The sequence below is a fragment of the Streptomyces gardneri genome (genome assembly GCF_006539185.1).
Taxonomy (GTDB): domain Bacteria; phylum Actinomycetota; class Actinomycetes; order Streptomycetales; family Streptomycetaceae; genus Streptomyces; species Streptomyces gardneri.
Genome location: NZ_BJMN01000027.1, coordinates 44,738 through 63,413 on the forward strand (window position 1 = coordinate 44,738; position 18,676 = coordinate 63,413).

17 protein-coding genes are annotated in these 18,676 nt (G+C 72.0%); 8 read left to right on the forward strand and 9 right to left on the reverse strand.

The annotated features are described in order from the left end of the window. Positions 1-43: 43 nt before the first annotated feature. Positions 44-661, forward strand: a complete 618-nt coding sequence (locus SGA01_RS20850; protein WP_141297956.1) for a class F sortase — start codon at positions 44-46, stop codon at positions 659-661. Positions 662-671: 10 nt separating this feature from the next. Here the strand turns inward: SGA01_RS20850 and SGA01_RS20855 are convergent, their stop codons facing one another. The 3 genes from SGA01_RS20855 to SGA01_RS20865 are packed head-to-tail and all read right to left on the reverse strand — an operon-like array spanning position 672 to position 2,983. Continuing rightward, positions 672-1,457, reverse strand: coding sequence for a sulfite exporter TauE/SafE family protein (locus SGA01_RS20855; RefSeq protein ID WP_141297957.1), 786 nt, complete (start codon positions 1,455-1,457; stop codon positions 672-674). A 37-nt stretch (positions 1,458-1,494) separates the two neighbouring features. Next, positions 1,495-1,683, reverse strand: coding sequence for a hypothetical protein (locus SGA01_RS20860; RefSeq protein WP_141297958.1), 189 nt, complete (start codon positions 1,681-1,683; stop codon positions 1,495-1,497). Next, entirely contained in the window at positions 1,676-2,983 is a 1,308-nt protein-coding gene (locus SGA01_RS20865) for a ferredoxin reductase family protein (RefSeq protein ID WP_141298038.1), read from the reverse strand. Before SGA01_RS20865 ends, SGA01_RS20860 begins: the two co-directional genes overlap by 8 nt. A gap of 344 nt (positions 2,984-3,327) precedes the next feature. On the opposite strand from SGA01_RS20865, the gene SGA01_RS20870 reads away from it, so the two are divergent. The 6 genes from SGA01_RS20870 to SGA01_RS20895 are packed head-to-tail and all read left to right on the forward strand — an operon-like array spanning position 3,328 to position 10,347. Next, the gene (locus SGA01_RS20870) at positions 3,328-4,536 is read left to right on the forward strand and encodes an NAD(P)/FAD-dependent oxidoreductase (RefSeq protein WP_141297959.1); all 1,209 of its coding nucleotides are present in this window, start codon (positions 3,328-3,330) and stop codon (positions 4,534-4,536) included. A gap of 1 nt (position 4,537) precedes the next feature. Next, entirely contained in the window at positions 4,538-7,072 is a 2,535-nt protein-coding gene (nirB, locus tag SGA01_RS20875; RefSeq protein WP_229917532.1) for a nitrite reductase large subunit NirB, read from the forward strand. Beyond that, on the forward strand, positions 7,069-7,428 hold the full coding sequence (nirD, locus tag SGA01_RS20880) for a nitrite reductase small subunit NirD (protein WP_141297960.1): 360 nt from the start codon (positions 7,069-7,071) through the stop codon (positions 7,426-7,428). The genes nirB and nirD overlap by 4 nt, the downstream gene beginning before the upstream one ends. A gap of 37 nt (positions 7,429-7,465) precedes the next feature. Beyond that, positions 7,466-8,050 carry a TetR/AcrR family transcriptional regulator gene (locus SGA01_RS20885; RefSeq protein ID WP_141297961.1) on the forward strand — a complete coding sequence of 195 codons (585 nt, stop codon included), beginning with the start codon at positions 7,466-7,468 and terminating at the stop codon, positions 8,048-8,050. Positions 8,051-8,092: 42 nt separating this feature from the next. Further along, entirely contained in the window at positions 8,093-9,559 is a 1,467-nt protein-coding gene (locus SGA01_RS20890) for an MFS transporter (protein WP_255325231.1), read from the forward strand. A gap of 26 nt (positions 9,560-9,585) precedes the next feature. After that, complete coding sequence (locus SGA01_RS20895; protein WP_141297963.1) at positions 9,586-10,347, forward strand: SDR family NAD(P)-dependent oxidoreductase; 762 nt, start codon at positions 9,586-9,588, stop codon at positions 10,345-10,347. Positions 10,348-10,377: 30 nt separating this feature from the next. On the opposite strand, the gene SGA01_RS20900 is transcribed toward SGA01_RS20895, so the two are convergent. Further along, positions 10,378-10,791, reverse strand: coding sequence for a VOC family protein (locus SGA01_RS20900; RefSeq protein WP_141297964.1), 414 nt, complete (start codon positions 10,789-10,791; stop codon positions 10,378-10,380). Positions 10,792-10,914: 123 nt separating this feature from the next. After that, complete coding sequence (locus SGA01_RS20905) at positions 10,915-11,367, reverse strand: group III truncated hemoglobin (protein WP_055643574.1); 453 nt, start codon at positions 11,365-11,367, stop codon at positions 10,915-10,917. Between the two features lie 232 nt (positions 11,368-11,599). On the opposite strand from SGA01_RS20905, the gene SGA01_RS20910 reads away from it, so the two are divergent. Beyond that, positions 11,600-12,757, forward strand: coding sequence for an alkaline phosphatase PhoX (locus SGA01_RS20910; RefSeq protein ID WP_141297965.1), 1,158 nt, complete (start codon positions 11,600-11,602; stop codon positions 12,755-12,757). Here the strand turns inward: SGA01_RS20910 and SGA01_RS20915 are convergent. From SGA01_RS20915 to dusB, 4 genes are all read right to left on the reverse strand, one after another. Then, complete coding sequence (locus SGA01_RS20915; RefSeq protein WP_174867404.1) at positions 12,727-13,761, reverse strand: ArsR/SmtB family transcription factor; 1,035 nt, start codon at positions 13,759-13,761, stop codon at positions 12,727-12,729. The two genes, SGA01_RS20910 and SGA01_RS20915, sit on opposite strands and share 31 nt — an antisense overlap. A 53-nt stretch (positions 13,762-13,814) precedes the next feature. Beyond that, the gene (locus SGA01_RS20920; RefSeq protein WP_141297966.1) at positions 13,815-14,111 is read right to left on the reverse strand and encodes a hypothetical protein; all 297 of its coding nucleotides are present in this window, start codon (positions 14,109-14,111) and stop codon (positions 13,815-13,817) included. Between the two features lie 307 nt (positions 14,112-14,418). Then, positions 14,419-17,130: a pyruvate, phosphate dikinase gene (gene ppdK / locus SGA01_RS20925; RefSeq protein WP_141298041.1), complete on the reverse strand. Its 2,712-nt coding sequence runs from the start codon at positions 17,128-17,130 to the stop codon at positions 14,419-14,421. Between the two features lie 366 nt (positions 17,131-17,496). Then, complete coding sequence (gene dusB, locus SGA01_RS20930; RefSeq protein WP_141297967.1) at positions 17,497-18,633, reverse strand: tRNA dihydrouridine synthase DusB; 1,137 nt, start codon at positions 18,631-18,633, stop codon at positions 17,497-17,499. Positions 18,634-18,676 lie beyond the last annotated feature (43 nt).

An 18,676-nucleotide genomic window follows, 5' to 3' on the forward strand; every position in this document is an offset into this window, starting at 1 on the left:
GGGCCACATCACGAACCGACCGAGGGAATCCAAGGGAATCCAGGTGAGCAACAGGAGCAAGGGCTGGGGGATAGCCGTGGCCGCCTGCGTCGGGCTCTGGCTCGTCCAGAACGGCTCGCAGGACGTCACCCCGCCCGTACCGTCCGCCGCCCAGGCGTTCGCGGCCGGGCCGAGCGTGCACACCGACGCCGCCGCGGACCCGCTGCCGCCCTCGGCGCCCGTACGGCTCCGGATCCCCGAGACCGACGTGGACACCCCGATGACACGGCTCGGCCTGGCGGCGGACGGCTCGCTCGACGTGCCGCCCGAGGGGGACCGCAATCTGGCCGGCTGGTACGGGGACGGCATCGCGCCCGGCGCCAAGGGCACGGCGATCGTCGCGGGTCACGTCGACAACGCCCAGGGGCCGGCCGTCTTCTACACGCTGGGCGCCCTGAAGAAGGGCCACCGGATCGAGGTGGACCGGCAGGACGGCCGTACCGCCGTCTTCACGGTCGACGCGGTCGAGGTGTACGCGAACGAGGACTTCCCGGACAAGAAGGTGTACGGGGAGACGGACCGCGCCGAGATCCGGGTCATCACCTGCGGCGGCGGCTTCTCGAAGAAGAACGGCTACCAGGGGAACGTGGTCGCCTACGGCCACCTCATCGGGGTGAGGTGACGGACGTCCGTCACGCCCACTGGTCGAAGGCGAGCTTCGCGACCAGCGAGAAGACCACGACCAGCAGCACGCCGCGGACGAACTCGGCCCCCTTGCTCAGCGCCATCCGCGCCCCGACCATGCCGCCCACCAGGTTGAAGACGGCCATGACGGCCGCCAGCTGCCAGTACACGCTGCCCTGGTAGGCGAACATGGCGAGCGCGCCCGCGTTGGTGCAGACGTTGACGATCTTCGCGGTGGCGGAGGCGGTCACCAGGTCCAGGTGGAGCACGGCGGTCAGCGCGAGGACGAGGAAGGTGCCGGTGCCCGGCCCGAACAGGCCGTCGTAGAAGCCGATGCCGCCGCCGACGACCACGATCGCGGTCACGATCCGGGCCCGGGTCAGCGGCGCCCGCTCCGCCCCCTCGGCCTTCGCGCCGAAGGAGGGCCGCAGCATCACGAAGGCCGCCACGGCGACCAGCACCACCATGATCACCGGGCGCAGGACGTCACTGCTGATCCCGGCGGCGAAGAAGGCCCCGACCATGGAACCCGTGAGCGCCGCGAGCCCGATCCGTACCGCCGTCCGGACCTGGACGGGCGCCCTGCGGACGTAGGTGACGGCCGCCCCGGTGGTGCCCACGATCGCGACGGCCTTGTTGGTGCCGAGGATGTGCGCGGCCGGGGCGTGCGGCAGCCCGAGCAGGAGAGCGGGGAGCATGAGCAGTCCCCCGCCGCCCACCACGGCGTCGATCCAGCCCGCCACGAGCGCGGCGAGGCAGAGCAGGACGAGGGTGGTCAGCGTGATCTCGGGCATGGCCGAGAGCCTAGGGAGACGATCGTTGCCCCGTCCATCAATCCTGTGATCGTTGAGCAAGCTCTGAGCTTGCGGCGCCCGGTTCGCGGTCGGGCGCGGGCGGGGCGGCCGGGGCGACGGCTGCCGTGAGCAGGGTCGCGGCGAGCGCCCCGACGCCGAGGAGTGCGGCGGCGAGACGGCGCCGGGCCTGCTCCAACGGAACGTGGGGCGCGCTGTGTCTAGCCATGGTCGAAGTCCTCGCTGTGGATGCGGGAGGCGGGCACCCCGGCCCGGCTCAGGGAGTCGGTCGCGGCCCGGGCCATCGCGGGCGGGCCGCACAGGTACACGTCGTGGGCGGTGAGGTCCGGTACGAGCTCGCGCAGGGCGAGCGGCGCGAGGGGGTCGAAGGAGCCGTCCGAGGGGCCGAGGAGGTAGTGGAGGGCGGCCTGCCGTTCACGGGCGATGGCCTCCAGCTCCTCGCGCAGGACGAGGCCGCCCGCGTCGGAGGCCCGGTAGAGGAGGGTGATGTCGCCGGGGCCGCCGGGCAGGGTCTCGAAGAGGGCGCGCAGCGGGGTGATGCCGACCCCGCCCGCGAGCAGCAGGACCTTGCGGCGGGTGCGGCGGTGGGCGGTGAGCGCGCCGAACGGTCCTGAGGCGAGGACCCGTGTCCCGGGGCGGAGGCGCCGGATCCGGCGGGTGTGGTCGCCGAGCGCCTTGACGGTGATCCGCAGGGTGTCGTCGCGGACGGGCGCGGAGAGGGAGAAGGGCAGGGCCGTCGCCCAGAGCCCGCGCCGGAGGAAGCGCCAGCGGAAGAACTGGCCGGGTTCGGCGCGCAGCCGGGCCACTCCCCTGCCCTGGACGAGGACGGAGACGACGCCGGGGCCCTCGTCGCGGACCTCGGCGACCCGCAGCTCGTGCCGGAGGGCGGCGCGGACGGGGACGACGATCCGGTACCAGACGAGGAGGACGCCGACGGTCGCGTGGGCCATCGACCAGAGCCAGACGACGAGGAGGCTCCCGGCGACGTCGGGTCCCGCGAGCTGGTGGACGAAGCCGAGCGCGGCGGCGAGGAGGGCGCTCAGGTGGACGGCCCGCCAGGTCTCGTGCCGGACGCGGCGGCGGACGGCCCGGGCGGAGGTGACGCCGACGGCGACGAGGAGGGCGGTGCCGGCGGTGGCGGCGGCGATCGCCCCGTAGGAGAGGAGGTCCCCGGTGGCGGTGACGAGGTCGGTGTGGGTGTGCACCGCGTACCCGCAGAGCGCGAGGACGGCGTGGGCGCCGATGAGACCGAGGACGTACCGGCCGCCGCGCGAGTGCCAGCGGGCGAGCCGGTCGGCGCCGACCCCGTGCTCGACGGCCGGGACGCGGGCCATGAGCAGGAGGAGGACGAGGACGCCGTACCCGGCGAGGAGCCCGGTGAGGTGGGCGCCGGTCGCGAAGAAGGCGTCGAGGCGGGCGGAGGGCCGGGCCTGGAGGCCCCAGAGGAGCGCGACCGCTCCGGCGCCGGCGACGATCCCGGTCCGCAGCCGGTCGGGGGCGAGCCGCAGGGCGGGGACCGGGGCGGGGGCGCGGGCCGGGGCGGAGGCGGGGACGCGCGCGGACGTCGGCGGCACGGCGGCGGGAGCGGGGGCCGGCTGGCTGGGGAGCGGCACGTAGAGAGGGTGGTGGCTGGCCTCGGTGGTCACATCCGGCACCCTAGGTCCGCCCGTATACGGGAATCCGCGGCTCGGCCCCGTCCCCGGGATCCTTAAGGCGGGCTTGAGCCGAGGCTCACTGCGGGTTAATCCCGCCGGGCCCTCACAGCGCTCGGGACCGGGGGCGGAGATCAGCGTTCCGTACGGGAAACAGTCGGGATGCCGCCGGGTAACACCGGCCGCGCACGCTTCCCGGTATGAGTACACGGATCGTGGTGGTCGGGGGCGGAACGGCGGGCGCCCGGCTCGCCCAGCGCCTGCCCGTCACCCTCCTCGGCGAGGAGTCGCACGCCCCGTACAACCGGGTGCTGCTCGCCGACGTCCTCGCCGGGCGGTACGCCCCCGAGGTCATCGCCCTGCCCGGGGCCCAGGAGCCGGCACGGCTCGGGGTGCGGGCGGTGCGGATCGACCGGGCGGCGAGGACGGTGGAGTGCGCGGACGGCTCCCTCGTCGGCTACGACCGGCTGGTCCTGGCGACGGGCTCCAACCCGGTGCTGCCGCCGCTGCGCGGACTGCGCGGGGCGGCGCTGCCGGAGGGCGTCCACCCCTTCCGTACGCTCGACGACTGCCTGGAGCTGCGCTCCGTCGTCCGGCCCGGAGTGCGGGCGGTGGTCATCGGCGGCGGACTCCTCGGGGTCTCGGCGGCCCGGGCGCTCGCGGCGCTGGGCGCGGAGGTCGTCCTGACCCAGCAGGGCGAGCGCCTGATGGAACGCCAACTCGACGTCCAGGCCTCGGCCTTGCTGCGCGAGCACATGGAGTCCCTCGGTGTCGAGGTGCACACGGAGTGCCGGGTGAGCGGCCTGCGGCAGCGGGACGGGGCGGTGACGGCGGTCGAACTGGCCGACGGCTACGTCCTCGACGCCCAGGTCGTGGTCCTGGCCTGCGGGGTCCGGCCCCGCACGGCCCTGGCCCGGGAGGCGGGACTCGACGTCGGCCGGGGCGTCCTGGTCGACGACGAACTCCGCACCTCCGACCCCTTCATCCACGCGATCGGCGACTGCGCGGAGCACGCGGGGCGGGTGTACGGCCTGGCCGGACCGGCACTGGAACAGGCCGACGTCCTGGCGGACCTGCTGCGGTCGGAGACGACCGCGACGGACGCCCCGCTCCCCCGCTACACCGGCACCCGCGCCCTCACCCGTCTCACCCTCGGCGGCGCGCAGCCGCTCGATCTCGCCGCCTTCGGGGAGGCGACGGCCCGACCGGGCGACGACGTCGTCCAGTTGACCGACGCGACCCGAGGCGCCTACCGCAAGGTCGTCGTCCGCGGTGACCGGCTCGTCGGGGGCGTCCTCCTCGGCGATCTGGCCGCGGTCGGCGCGCTCGCCCGGGCCTGGGAGGGCGATGAAGCCCTCCCCGACGAGGCCCCCCTGCTGCACCTGCTCACCCACGACGGAGGCTCCTGACATGAGCGCTGACATGACGACCGCGTCCACCCCCACGATCGTCCTGGTCGGCCACGGAATGGTCGGCCAGCGTTTCCTGGAGGCGCTCGCCGACCGTGGCGTCACCGAGCGGGCCCGGATCGTGGTCCTCTGCGAGGAGCCGCGCCCGGCCTACGACCGCGTCCAGCTGACCTCGTACTTCTCCGGCAAGACCCCGGACGACCTGTCGATGGTCGAGGCCGGTTTCCTGGAGAAGCACGGCATCGAGCTGTACCTCGGCGACCCGGCGGAGTCGGTGGACCGGGCGGCCCGTACGGTCACCGCCCGCTCCGGGCAGGTCTTCGCGTACGACACGCTCGTCCTCGCCACCGGCTCGTACCCCTTCGTCCCGCCGGTCCCCGGCAAGGACGCCCGCGGCTGCTTCGTCTACCGCACGATCGAGGACCTGCTCGCGATCGAGGAGTACGCGAAGACGGCGACGACCGGTGCGGTCGTCGGCGGCGGACTGCTCGGCCTGGAGGCGGCGGGCGCGCTCAAGGGGCTCGGCCTGGAGACCCACGTCGTGGAGTTCGCGCCGCGTCTGATGCCGGTGCAGGTCGACGAGGGCGGCGGCGCCGCCCTGCTCCGCACGATCGAGCGCATGGGCCTGAGCGTCCACGTCGGGACGGGTACGCAGGAGGTCGTGACGGCGGACGGCGCCGTGACCGGGATGAAGCTCTCGGACGGCTCCGAACTGGCCACGGACATGGTCGTGTTCTCCGCGGGCGTACGGCCCCGGGACCAGCTGGCCCGCGACTGCGGCCTGGACGTCGGCGAGCGCGGCGGCATCGCGGTCGACGAGCGGTGCCGTACGTCCGACCCGGCGGTCTTCGCGATCGGCGAGTGCGCGCTCGCCTCGGACGGCCGGGTCTACGGCCTGGTGGCGCCGGGCTACGAGATGGCGCAGACGGTGGCGGCGACGATCGCCGACGAGGCCGGGGACGGCGCGGGCTTCACCGGCGCCGACATGTCGACCAAGCTGAAGCTCCTCGGTGTGGACGTGGCCTCCTTCGGCGACGCGCACGGCGCGACCGAGGGCTGCCTCGACGTCGTCTACTCCGACTCCCGCTCGGGCGTCTACAAGAAGCTGGTGATCGACGGCGAGGGCCGTCTCCTCGGCGGCGTCCTGGTCGGCGACGCCGAGCAGTACGGACTCCTCCGGCCGCTCACCGGCTCCGTACCGCCCGTCTCCGCCGAGCAGTTGGTGCTCCCGGCGGGCGCGGGTGCACCGGTGGCCCTCGGCCCCTCGGCACTGCCGGACGACGCGGTCATCTGCTCCTGCCACAACGTCACGAAGCACGCGATCGGCGAGTGCTCCTCGCTGGCCGAGGTGAAGAAGTGCACCAAGGCCGGTACGGGCTGCGGCAGTTGCGTGAAGGTGATCGAGAAGCTGCTGCCGGCCGCCACCGACAAGGGCCTGTGCCGCGACTTCTCGTACACCCGCAGCGAGCTGTACGAGATCGCCCGCACGCTCCGGATCACCTCCTTCGCCGCGCTGCTCGACTCGCACGGCCGGGACGAGGCGAAGGGCGGGGAGGGCTGCGAGGTCTGCAAGCCGACCGTCGGATCCATCCTGGCCTCCCTCAACAACGGCTACATCCTCGACGGCGAGCAGGCCTCCCTCCAGGACACCAACGACCACTTCCTCGCCAACATGCAGCGCAACGGCTCGTACTCGGTCGTGCCGCGCATCCCCGGCGGCGAGATCACCCCGGACGGGCTGATCGTGATCGGCGAGGTGGCCAGGGACTTCGGGCTCTACACGAAGATCACGGGCGGCCAGCGGATCGACATGTTCGGCGCCCGGGTCGAGCAGCTGCCGGCGATCTGGACCCGGCTCGTCGACGCGGGCTTCGAGTCGGGACACGCCTACGGCAAGTCGCTGCGCACCGTGAAGTCCTGTGTGGGGCAGACCTGGTGCCGCTACGGCGTGCAGGACTCGGTGAAGATGGCGATCCAGCTGGAGCTGCGCTACCGGGGCCTGCGCTCCCCGCACAAGCTCAAGTCGGCGGTCTCGGGCTGCGCCCGTGAGTGCGCGGAGGCCCAGTCGAAGGACTTCGGGATCATCGCGACGGCGAACGGCTGGAACCTGTACGTCGGCGGGAACGGCGGTGCTACCCCGCGCCACGCGGACCTGCTCGCGCAGGACCTCTCGGACGCCGAACTCGTCCGCCTGATCGACCGGTTCCTGATGTTCTACATCCGGACGGCGGACCGTCTGGAGCGGACGTCGACCTGGCTGGAGCGCCTTGAGGGCGGGCTCGACCACCTCAAGGACGTGGTGGTGCACGACTCGCTCGGGCTCTGCGACGAGCTGGAGGCCCTGATGGCGGCCCACGTCGCGGACTACCAGGACGAGTGGGCGCAGACGCTGGACGACCCGGACCGGCTGCGGCGCTTCGTCTCCTTCGTGAACGCGCCGGAGGCACCGGACCCGTCGGTCCGGTTCATGCCGGAGCGCGACCAGATCAAGCCCGATCTCACGTTCCTCACCCTGGAAGGGGTCACCTCCCGATGACGACGCTCACCTCGACGACGCTCACCACGACGATGCTCGAACTCTCCCCCTCCCCCGACTCCTGGATGACGGTCTGCGAGGAGTCCCGGCTGACCCCGGGCCGGGGCGTGGCGGCGCTGCTGCCGGACGGCCGGCAGGCGGCGGTCTTCCGGGACCGGGCGGGACGGATGTACGCGATCGACAACCGCGACCCGTTCACCGGGGCGCAGGTGCTGTCCCGGGGGCTGATCGGCTCGGTGGACGGGCGGCCGTTCGTGGCCTCGCCGCTCCTGAAGCAGCGCTTCGACCTGGAGACGGGCCGCTGCCTGGACGACGACGAGGTCACGGTGGCGGTCTATCCGGTCCGGTCGATTTAACTTGACCGAGCGTTCCAGATAGGCATACGTTCTCCCTGTGGCCAGGACCAAGGAATTCGATCCCGACGCCGCGCTCCAGGCCGCTCTCGACCTGTTCTGGGCGCGCGGCTACGAGGCGACGACGATGTCGGACCTCGTGGAGCACCTCGGTGTCGGCCGCGCCAGCATCTACGCGACCTTCGGGAACAAGCACGACCTGTACATGAAGGCGATGGACCGCTACCTGGAGACCCGCGACCCGGAGCTCGTCGAGGAGCTGTCCACGCCGGGCCCGGCCCTGCCGGCCGTGCGTGCGCTCGTCCGTCGCTTCGCCGCCGAGGCGGCGACGGAGGGCGAGCGGCTGAACGGCTGCTTCGTCACCAACTCGGCGGCGGAGCTGGCCCCGCACGACACGGCCGTCGCACGCCGGGTCGAGCTCAGCTGGGAGCAGGTCGAGACGCTCCTGTACGGGGCGCTCACCCGGGCCCGCGCCGGGGGCGAGCTCCCGGCGGACCGGGACCCGCGCGCCCTGGCCCGGATGCTGCTGGTCCTGCTCCAGGGGATCAGGGTGGTGGGCAAGGCCTCGACGGACCCGGGCAGGGTCCTGGACGCGGCGGAGCAGGCACTGGGACTGCTGGACTGAGGAACGGGCGCCCGCAGGGGCGCCCTTTCTTCGGGGCTCATATTGGAATGTACGGTCAAGTACAGCACGTCTCAGGGGGGACAAGTCATGCACGCGACGAGGACGGCGAAGACAGCGGCGAGGAAGCCGGAAGGGGCGAGGGAGCCGGAGGGCACGAGCGACCGAAGGCCCCGCACCCGCGGCGGGTTCCTCCTGCTCGGCGGCGTGCAGATGACGCTCATCTTCACGCTCGCCGCTCTCGCCGTCCCCCTCCCCCGCATCGGCGCCGAGTTCCGGCTCGACCGCGCCGACCTGATCCTGCTGAGCGCCGCCTACGGACTGACCTTCGCCGGACTGCTCCTGCTCGGCGGCCGACTCGCCGACCGCTTCGGCGGACGCCGGACCCTCACCGCCGGGCTCGTGGTCTTCGGCGCCGCCTCCGCGGCCGCGCCCCTCGCCCCCGGGTACGAGGCGCTGCTCGCCGCCCGCTTCGGGCAGGGCGTCGGCGCGGCGCTCGTCGCCCCGGCCGCGATGGCCGTGCTCCGGGCACTGTTCCCGGCGCCGGCCGCGTACGGCAGGGCGATGGCCACCTGGGGCGGGCTCTCCGTGCTCGGCGCGACCGCCGGGAACCTGCTCTCGGGGGTGATCTCGGCCGCCTCCTCCTGGCGCGGCACCTTCGCCGTACCGGTCGCCGTGACCCTCGCCGCGCTGCTCCTCGCGCCCCGGCTGCTGCCCGCGACCCCGCCCGGCACGGTGCGGACCCTGGACCCGCCCGGCGCGGGCCGGACCCTGGACCTGCCCGGCGCGCTGCTCGCGACCGCCGGGATCACGCTCGCCAGCTTCGGGCTCGTCCTCACCGACGCCCACCCCTGGGGCTCCGCCCCGGTCCTCGTCCCCCTGCTCACCGGTCTCGCCCTCCTCGCCGCCTTCGCGGCGGTGGAACGGCGGACGGCCGACCCGCTCCTGCCGCCGGACTTCCTGCGCGACGGCCGCCGCCTCCTGGGGCTCGCGGCGATCGGGCTCACGGCCGCCGGGACGGCGACGGTCTTCGTCCTGCTGTCCCTCGCCCTCCAGGAAGGCCGCGGCTGGTCCGCGCTCCTCACCTCCGCCGCCTTCGTGCCCTTCGCGGTCGCCCTGCTCGGCTCGGGCCGCCTCGCGGGCCCGCTGATCGGGCGGTTCGGCCCCGGCCGGGTGACCGGCGCCGGGCTCGGCGCGGCCGCCGCCGGGCTCGCGCTGCTCGCCGCGACCGGCTTCGACGGCTCGATCCCGTACGCGTACGGGCTGCTGCCCGGCCTCCTGCTGCTGCCGGCCGGTGGCGCCCTGTCCTTCGCGGGCGCCGCCGTCCTCGCCACCGACGGCGTCCCTGCGCACCGCGCGGGGCTCGCGGGCGGCGTCCTGAACACGGCGATGGAGCTCGGGCCGACCGTGCTCTTCGCCGCACTGCTCACCCTCGGCGGCGACGCGGTGTCGCTGGCGGCCGCGGCCGTCCTCTTCACCGCCCTCGCGGTCACCACGATCCGTACCAAGTAGACGCATTCACAGGGGAGTCCATCACCATGTCCGCACGCTTCACCGACCGCACCGTCCTCGTCACCGGCGCCGGTTCCGGCCTCGGCCGGGCCATCGCCCTCGCCTTCGCCGCCGAGGGCGCGAGGGTCGTCGCCGCCGGCCGGACCGCCGGGCCGCTCGACGCGACGGTCGCCCTGATCGAGGCCGCCGGGGGCACCGCGGCCGCGGTCACGGCCGACGTGTCCGGCGCGGAGTCCACGCGCGAGCTGGTCCGCCGCACGGTCGAGCTCTTCGGGGGTCTCGACGTCGCCGTCAACAACGCCGGGGTCTTCCGGGGCGGTCACAGCGCGGCCGACTTCCCCCTGGAGGACTGGCAGACGCTGCTCGACATCAACGTGACGGGGGTGCTGCACGCCCTCCAGGCCGAGGTGGCGCACATGCGGGCGCACGGCGGCGGGGCGATCGTGAACATCTCGTCGAACCTGGGTCCGCACGTCCGGATCCCGGGAGTCTTCGGCTACCAGGTCTCGAAGGCGGCCGTCTCGGCCCTCACCCGGGCCGCGGCCCTGGACCACATCGCCGACGGGGTCCGGATCAACGCGGTCAGCCCGGGCGCCTCGGAGTCCTCGATGTCGCTCCTGCCGGGCGAGACCGAGGCCGAGCGGGAGGTCCGGATGAAGGAGCAGTCTCCGCTGGGCCGGATCTCGTCGGCCGCCGAGGTCGCGGCGGCCGTCCTGTACCTCGCCTCGGACGCCGCGGGCTCCGCCGTCGGCACCGACCTGGTGATCGACGGCGGGGTCTCCGCCTGACGTACGAGCGACGCGGGGGCCGGTCGGGGCTCAGCCCTGGGCGGCCTTCGGGTCCATCCAGAAGACCTCCCAGTGGTGGCCGTCCGGGTCCGCGAAGGAGCGGCCGTACATGAAGCCCATGTCCATCGGCTCCTTCGCCGGGGAGCCGCCGGCGGCGAGGGCCGCGTCGGCCAGCTCGTCGGCCTTCTCCTTGCTCTCGGCGCTCAGCGTGATGAGCACCTCGGTGGCCTTCGTGGCGTCGGAGATGTCCTTGCCCGGGGCGGTGAAGCTCTTGAACTTCTCCTCGGTGAGCAGCATCGCGAAGATCGTGTCGCTGATGACGACACACGCGGCGGTCTCGTCGGTGAAGTTCGGGTTGATGGAGTAGCCGAGCTTCTCGTAGAAGGCCTTGCTGGTGTCGAGGTCCTTCACGGGCAGGTTCACGAAGATCATCTGCGGGGCCATGACGTGCTCTCTTCCGTCGGGCGGCCGGGGTGCTCGGTGCGTTCCGGCGCTGTCGAGAGGTAAGACGGGCGTCCCGCCCGGAACTCATCGCTCTCCCGGGAAATTCTCCGAAGGTTTCCTCGGTCAGGCCACCGAGCGCAGCTCGAACGCCGCCAACGGGACGAATCCCCCGCCCCCGCCGTCGGTCGCCGCGTCCGGCCCGGCCAGCCGCCGCAGCATCGCGACGGCGATCCGCTCGCCCTGCGCCTTGGCCCGCTCGGCCGTCGGGCCCTGGTGGAGGCCGTCGACGGTGGCGTGCCAGAGCTGCGTCCAGCGCCCGAAGTGAGCGGCGGTGAGCGGGCGCGCGGAGTGGAGGGCGGCGTGCGGCGCGAAGGCGTCCCGGCCGTAGTCGGCGGTGCGGAAGAGGGCGCGCTCCCAGAAGTCGGTGATCCTCGGCAGATGGACCTCCAGGTCCGTGCCGGCGATCTCGGTGAAGAAGGGACCGATCAGCGGGTCCGCGAAGGCGGCCGTGTAGAAGCGGCGCAGGATGACGTCGAGGTCGTCGCGGTCGCCGATGTCCCGGGTGGTGGAGCGCATGCCTCCCAGTCTGCCCGCCCGGCCCCCGTTCCCCCAGTGCCGAACGTCCCGGGCACCCCGTACTCCCCTCACGCCCCCGTCCTCCCTCGGCGCAGCCCTTCGCCCCGTCCCCGCCTCTTCCACGTCATCGCTTGTTGATGCACCGTCAACGCGGGACTCCTAGGTTCCGGAAGCGCGCGACCCCGCCGCCGACCGGCGCGGGGCGGTTCATCACCCTCTTCAGGAGTGAGACGTGGAGCGACGCAGTTTCCTGCGTGGAGCGGTCATCGGCACCTCCGCCGCCGCCTTCGGCGGCAGCCTCTGGCACGGGGCGGCCTTCGCCGCCCCCGCCCAGCCCGGCGCCGGCCCCTACGGGGCGCTCGGTGCGGCGGACTCGAACGGCATCCTGCTGCCGGCCGGGTTCACCAGCCGGGTGATCGCCCGGTCCGGCCAGACCGTGTCCGGCACCTCCTACACCTGGCACAACGCCCCCGACGGCGGCGCCTGCTTCGTCGACGGCACCGGCTGGATCTATGTCTCGAACTCGGAGATCAACCCGAGCGGCGGCGCGAGCGCGGTGAAGTTCAACTCCGCGGGCACGATCACCGGCGCGTACCGCATCCTCTCCAACACCCGGCAGAACTGCGCGGGCGGCGCCACCCCGTGGAACACCTGGCTCTCCTGCGAGGAGGTGTCCCTCGGCTACGTCTACGAGACGAACCCCTGGGGCGGCACCGCGACCCGCCGGGACGCGATGGGCCGGTTCAAGCACGAGGCCGCCGCGGCCGACCCGGTCCGCCAGGCGATCTACCTGACCGAGGACGAGTCGGACGGCTGCTTCTACCGCTTCCTGCCGACCACCTGGGGCAACCTCTCCTCCGGCACGCTCCAGGTCTTCAAGGCGAGCACGGCCACGTCCGGCACCTTCACCTGGCAGAACGTGCCGGACCCGGACGGCTCCCCGACCACCACCCGCAACCAGGTCTCCGGCGCCAAGCGCTTCAACGGCGGCGAGGGCTGCTACTACGCCGACGACACCGTCTGGTTCACCACCAAGGGCGACAACCGCGTCTGGCAGGTCAACCTCGCCGCCGGGACGTACGAGCTGGCCTACGACGACTCGCTGGTCTCCGGCGGCGGCGCCCCGCTGACGGGTGTCGACAACGTCACCGGCACCACCTCCGGCGACCTGTTCGTCTCCGAGGACGGCGGCAACATGGAGATCTGCGTCATCACCCCGGACGACATCGTCGCCCCGTTCCTCCGGATCACCGGCCAGTCCAGCTCCGAGATCACCGGACCGGCCTTCTCCCCCGACGGCTCGCGGCTGTACTTCTCCAGCCAGCGGGGCACGACGGGCAGCTCCTCGGGCGGCATCACCTACGAGGTGACCGGCCCGTTCCGCGCGTAGCTCCCCGTGTGACAGCGCAGTTCCACCGTCCGTTGGGCGCCGCCGAGCAGGGCGGCGCCCAACGGCGTCAGTGTGTGCAGGACCGCGTTTCCGTGGCGCAGGGTCGCGATGAGCCCTGCCTCCCGGAGCACGCCCGCGTGCTGGCTGGCGGAGGCGAGCGAGACCCCCGCGCGGCGCGCGAGCTCGCTCGTCGTCCCGCCGTCCCCGATGGCGTGCAGGACCGTCGAGCGGGTCTGGCCGACCAGCTTGGCCAGTGAGGAGCCGCCCGGCTCGCGGACGGTCGGCGCCTCGCCGTGGGTGACGGGGTAGACGAGGACCGGCGGCAGCGCGGGGTCGCGCAGCACCACGGGTGTCCCCCGGCAGAAGTACGAGGGCTGGAGAAGCAGCCCCCGCCCGTCGAGGTGGACGTCCCGGTCGACCGGGTAGTCGGCCTCCAGGACGGGCGCGCGCCAGCGCAGCATCGGCGGCAGCGAGGCGAGCAGTTCGTCGGCTCCGCCGTCGAGCAGGGCCCGGCCGCGGCGCGCCCGGTCGGCCTCGACACGGGCCCGGATGTGCGGCCAGTACGGCTCGATCGCGGCCCGGTGATAGCTCCGCAGCGCCCCCACGAGCCGGTCGAAGGGCTCCCCTCCGCCGTCGGCGAGGGCGCGCAGCGAATGGGGCACGGTCCGGGCGCCGGAGCGGTCCGCGGCGAGCAGGGAGAGCTCGCCGCGGAGCCGGCCGGCGTCGGTCGCGCGGATCGCCTGGAGGCCCTCGTCGAGGCCGTGGACGCCTTCGGCGGGCGTCAGGAAGTCGGGAAAATAGCCGCGGCTGGGAACGAGCGCGGCGAGGAGGCGGGTCTCACCGCCGAGCCTCGCCCGGGCCGCCGAGCGCCATTCCCGGTAGACGACGGATCCGCGCCGGTCCCTTAAGCGGTGAAAGCTGAGAATGGTTTCCCACAGAACATCCGGTCGGGCGGCCGTCCGCACCCCCGCCAAGTCGTTTCCGGTGAAATGAATCCGCAGCATGACGTCCCCACCTGTGCACTCGCAACCACCCCCGACGACGAGTATGCACAGCATCACAGCACGTTACCAGGGTGTTTCAGCCACAGTTGAAAAGCATCGCGGCGATCAGGGGAGAAACGAAAAGCTGTGCGGGTCGGGCAGGAAACCTTCAGGACCGAGGTGACGTGGCGAAGACCGTGGGGGGCTTTGCGCGTCCGGCGGCGGTCGGCGAGGTTGCGGCTCACCTGCCCGACATCGGTAAAGGGCGCGGCCTCCGGGTGGGGATCCGGGGGTCGCGCCCGCCCCGTTCTTTGCGTCGAGGAAACAGAAAAGTTCAATGGCCAATAATTCAATCGGCCGAAATTGAACACGAACTCACATCTGACCGACGGGCAAGCAAAATGAGCGGCCTCGATCGGGGCGAAATACGACGGGGCGGACACCTCCGCACAAAGGTGTCCGCCCCGTCTCTCTTTGGTGCCCGAGGCCGCCGCCCGTCGGTGAGGGTCGAAAGTGACCGACGGCGGCCCCGGTGGTTCCGCTATTTCCGCTGCTGAACGGGGGTTCAGCAGGGATCGACACCGCTGCTGAACCGGCGTTCAGCAGGGGTGGGTACTGCTGCTGAACCGGCGTTCAGGAGGGCCCGACCGCCACTCCTGAACCCCGGTTCAGCAGGACTCAGCGGCTGTCGCTGCCCTTCGCCTCGGCCGCCGCGCGGCCGGCCTCCAGACGCGCCACCGGGATCCGGAAGGGCGAGCAGGAGACGTAGTCGAGGCCGACCTCGTGGAAGAAGTGCACCGACTCCGGGTCGCCGCCGTGCTCGCCGCAGACACCGAGCTTGATGTCGGGGCGGGTGGCCCGGCCGGCCTGGACGGCGCTGCGCACGAGCGCGCCGACACCGTCCTTGTCGATGGTCTCGAAGGGGCTGACGCCGAAGATGCCCTTCTCCAGGTACGCGGTGAAGAACGAGGCCTCCACGTCGTCGCGGGAGAAGCCCCAGACCGTCTGCGTCAGGTCGTTCGTGCCGAAGGAGAAGAACTCCGCGGCCTCGGCGATCTGGCCGGCGGTCACGGCGGCGCGCGGCAGCTCGATCATGGTGCCGAGCGCGAGCTTCAGCTCGATGCCGGTCTGCGCCCGGACCTCGGCGATGACCTGCTCGGCCTCCTCGCGGACGATCTCCAGCTCCTGGACGGTGCCGACGAGCGGGATCATGATCTCGACGCGCGGGTCGCCCTTGGCGTCGATGCGGTGGGCCGCGGCCTCCGCGATCGCCCGGACCTGCATGGTGAACAGGCCGGGGATGACCAGACCGAGGCGGACACCGCGCAGACCCAGCATCGGGTTCTGCTCGTGCAGCCGGTGCACGGCCTGGAGCAGGCGCAGGTCGTTCTCGTGCGGCTCCTTGCGGGACTCGGCGAGGGCGACGCGCACCGACAGCTCGGTGATGTCGGGCAGGAACTCGTGCAGCGGCGGGTCGAGCAGCCGGACCGTGACGGGGAGCCCGTCCATGGCCTCGAAGAGCTCGATGAAGTCCTGCTTCTGCAGCGGGAGCAGCGCCTTCAGCGACTCCTCGCGCTCGACGTCCGTGTCGGCCAGGATCAGCCGCTCGACGTACTGGCGGCGCTCACCGAGGAACATGTGCTCGGTGCGGCACAGGCCGATGCCCTGGGCGCCGAAGCGGCGGGCGCGCAGCGCGTCCTCGGCGTTGTCGGCGTTGGCGCGGACGCGCAGCCGGCGGACGCGGTCCGCGTAGGCCATGACGCGGTGGACGGCGGCGACGAGCTCGTCGGCGTCGTCGGCGCCGGCGTGCATGCGGCCCTCGAAGTACTCGACGACCGGGGACGGTACGACGGGTACCTCACCGAGGTACACCTTGCCGGTGGAGCCGTCGATGGAGACGACGTCGCCCTCCTCGACGACCTGGCCGTCGGCCGTGGTCATCCGGCGGCGCTTGGTGTCGACCTCGAGCTCCTCGGCGCCGCAGACACAGGTCTTGCCCATGCCGCGGGCGACGACGGCGGCGTGCGAGGTCTTGCCGCCGCGCGAGGTGAGGATGCCCTCGGCGGCGATCATGCCGTCCAGGTCGTCCGGGTTGGTCTCGCGGCGGATCAGGATGACCTTCTCGCCGGAGCGGGACCACTTGACCGCGGTGTACGAGTCGAAGACGGCCTTGCCGACGGCGGCGCCCGGGGAGGCGGCGATGCCGCGCCCGATCTGCTCGACCTTCGCGTTCTCGTCGAACTTCGGGAACATGAGCTGCGCGAGCTGGGCGCCGGTGACGCGCTGGAGCGCCTCGGCCTCGTCGATCAGGCCCTGGTCCACGAGCTGCGTGGCGATGCGGAAGGCGGCACCGGCGGTGCGCTTGCCGACGCGGGTCTGGAGCATCCAGAGCTGGCCGCGCTCGATGGTGAACTCGATGTCGCAGAGATCCTTGTAGTGGGTCTCCAGCGTCTCCATGATGTGCATGAGCTGGTCGTACGACTTCTTGTCGATCGACTCGAGGTCGGCCAGCGGCACGGTGTTGCGGATACCGGCGACGACGTCCTCGCCCTGCGCGTTCTGCAGGTAGTCGCCGTAGACGCCGGCGTGGCCGGAGGCGGGGTCGCGGGTGAAGGCGACGCCGGTGCCGGAGTCCGGGCCGAGGTTGCCGAAGACCATCGAGCAGACGTTGACGGCGGTGCCGAGGTCGCCCGGGATGCGCTCCTGGCGGCGGTACAGCTTCGCGCGGTCGGTGTTCCAGGAGTTGAAGACGGCCTCGATGGCGAGGTCCATCTGCTCACGCGCGTCCTGGGGGAAGTCGCGGCCGGTCTGGGCCTTCACGATCTTCTTGAAGTGCTTGACGACCTTCTTGAGGTCGGCGGCGTCCAGGTCGGTGTCGCTGGCGACCTTCTTCGCGGCCTTGGCCTCGTCGAGGGCCTCCTCGAAGAGCTCGCCCTCGACGCCGAGGACGGTCTTGCCGAACATCTGGATGAGGCGGCGGTACGAGTCCCACGCGAAGCGCTCGTTGTCCGCCTGGCGGGCGAGGCCGGCCACGGACTCGTCCGAGAGGCCGATGTTGAGGACCGTGTCCATCATGCCCGGCATGGAGAACTTGGCTCCGGAGCGGACGGAGACGAGCAGCGGGTCGTCGGCCTGGCCGAGCTTCTTGCCCATCTGCTGCTCGAGCGCGTCGAGGTGGGCACTCACCTCGTCGCGCAGCGCGACGGGCTCCGAACCGCTCTCGAGGTAGACCTTGCACGCCTCGGTGGTGATCGTGAAGCCGGGGGGAACCGGCAGGCCGAGGTTGGTCATCTCGGCGAGGTTCGCGCCCTTGCCACCGAGCAGGTCCTTCAGGTCCCTGTTGCCCTCGGTGAAGTCGTAGACGAACTTCTGATCATTAATTTCCGACACGTGTCCCGACTCCTCGATGACTCGGTTGGCTGCCCTGACGGCGAGGAACATACCCAGATCGAAGGCGTCTGTGGAGGTACGCCTGCCGGTCACATGGTCTTAACCACCCGTCCGCCAGCACATCGAAAGTAACTGAGAGGTAGCTTCCGCTTTCAGGCCCCGAAGCTCAGATGACCCAAACTAGAGGTTTAGCGCTCAGACGAGCGCCCATCCGAGCACTTGCGTTCACTTCTTGAACGCAAAAAGGGTGGCACCCGGTGCCACCCTTCAGGCGATGCAGCCGTCCGTAACCTGCTCATGTGAGCGCCACCCCCCTCAGGGGTGGCGAGGATCACTCCTCAGGAAAGGTCGATTCCCGCACGGATCTCACCCGCCGGACGTGTCCAGCTCGGCGTCCTCGCTCACGCCCGAGCAGTCGTAAGGGTCCTTCAACCAGCCATCCGGCAGGACGACTCGGTTGTTTCCGGACGTACGGCCCCGAGGACCGTCCGCACCCACGGGCCACGGCTGGTCCAGGTCGAGCTCGCTCAACTGAGCGCGGAGCTCGTCCAGGGAGGAGGTGATGGCGAGCTTCTTGCGCATCTCGGAACCGACCGCGAAGCCCTTCAGGTACCAGGCCACGTGCTTGCGGAAGTCGATGACACCGCGTGCCTCGTCGCCGAGCCACTCGCCGAGCAGCCGCGCGTGCCGCACCATCGCGTCCGCGACCACGCGCAGACCCGGCTGCGCGTACTCGCCGGTGCCCTCGAAGCCCGCCACGAGGTCGCCGAAGAGCCACGGACGGCCCAGGCAGCCGCGCCCGACGACCACGCCGTCGCAGCCCGTCTCCCGCATCATCCGCAGGGCGTCGTCGGCCGACCAGATGTCGCCGTTGCCGAGCACCGGGATCTCGGGCACGTGCTCCTTGAGGCGCGCGATGGCGTCCCAGTCCGCCGTACCGCCGTAGTGCTGGGCCGCCGTCCGCCCGTGCAGGGCGATCGCCGTGACACCCTCCTCGACCGCGATCCGGCCCGCGTCGAGGTAGGTGATGTGGTCGTCGTCGATGCCCTTGCGCATCTTCATCGTGACCGGCAGGTCGCCCGCGTTGCCCACGGCCTCGTTCAGGATCGCGCGCAGCAGCGGCCGCTTGTAGGGCAGGGCAGAGCCGCCGCCCTTCCGCGTCACCTTGGGGACCGGGCAGCCGAAGTTCAGGTCGATGTGGTCGGCGAGGTCCTCGTCGACGATCATCCGCACGGCCTTGCCGACCGTCACGGGGTCCACCCCGTACAGCTGGATCGAGCGCGGCTTCTCGGTCTCGTCGAACCGGATGAGCTGCATCGTCTTCTCGTTGCGCTCGACCAGGGCGCGCGTCGTGATCATCTCGCTCACGAACAGCCCCTTGCCGCCGCTGAACTCACGACAGAGGGTACGGAAGGGGGCGTTGGTGATGCCGGCCATCGGGGCGAGCACCACCGGCGGCTGCACGATGTGCGGCCCGATGGCGAGGGGGGTGAACGCGGTCATTCAGCCATTGTCGCGCACTGTGGCGGTCATGAGTCAGCCGTAC

Bases quoted from the DNA above. Each gene is read 5' to 3' on its own strand.
- SGA01_RS20915 (WP_174867404.1), bottom strand. From the start codon at position 13,761: ATGCTGCGGATTCATTTCACCGGAAACGACTTGGCGGGGGTGCGGACG.
- SGA01_RS20855 (WP_141297957.1), bottom strand. From the start codon at position 1,457: ATGCCCGAGATCACGCTGACCACCCTCGTCCTGCTCTGCCTCGCCGCG.
- nirD (WP_141297960.1), top strand. From the start codon at position 7,069: ATGACGACGCTCACCTCGACGACGCTCACCACGACGATGCTCGAACTC.
- SGA01_RS20895 (WP_141297963.1), top strand. From the start codon at position 9,586: ATGTCCGCACGCTTCACCGACCGCACCGTCCTCGTCACCGGCGCCGGT.
- dusB (WP_141297967.1), bottom strand. From the start codon at position 18,633: ATGACCGCGTTCACCCCCCTCGCCATCGGGCCGCACATCGTGCAGCCG.
- SGA01_RS20900 (WP_141297964.1), bottom strand. From the start codon at position 10,791: ATGGCCCCGCAGATGATCTTCGTGAACCTGCCCGTGAAGGACCTCGAC.
- SGA01_RS20860 (WP_141297958.1), bottom strand. From the start codon at position 1,683: ATGGCTAGACACAGCGCGCCCCACGTTCCGTTGGAGCAGGCCCGGCGC.
- SGA01_RS20905 (WP_055643574.1), bottom strand. From the start codon at position 11,367: ATGCGCTCCACCACCCGGGACATCGGCGACCGCGACGACCTCGACGTC.
- SGA01_RS20870 (WP_141297959.1), top strand. From the start codon at position 3,328: ATGAGTACACGGATCGTGGTGGTCGGGGGCGGAACGGCGGGCGCCCGG.
- nirB (WP_229917532.1), top strand. From the start codon at position 4,538: ATGAGCGCTGACATGACGACCGCGTCCACCCCCACGATCGTCCTGGTC.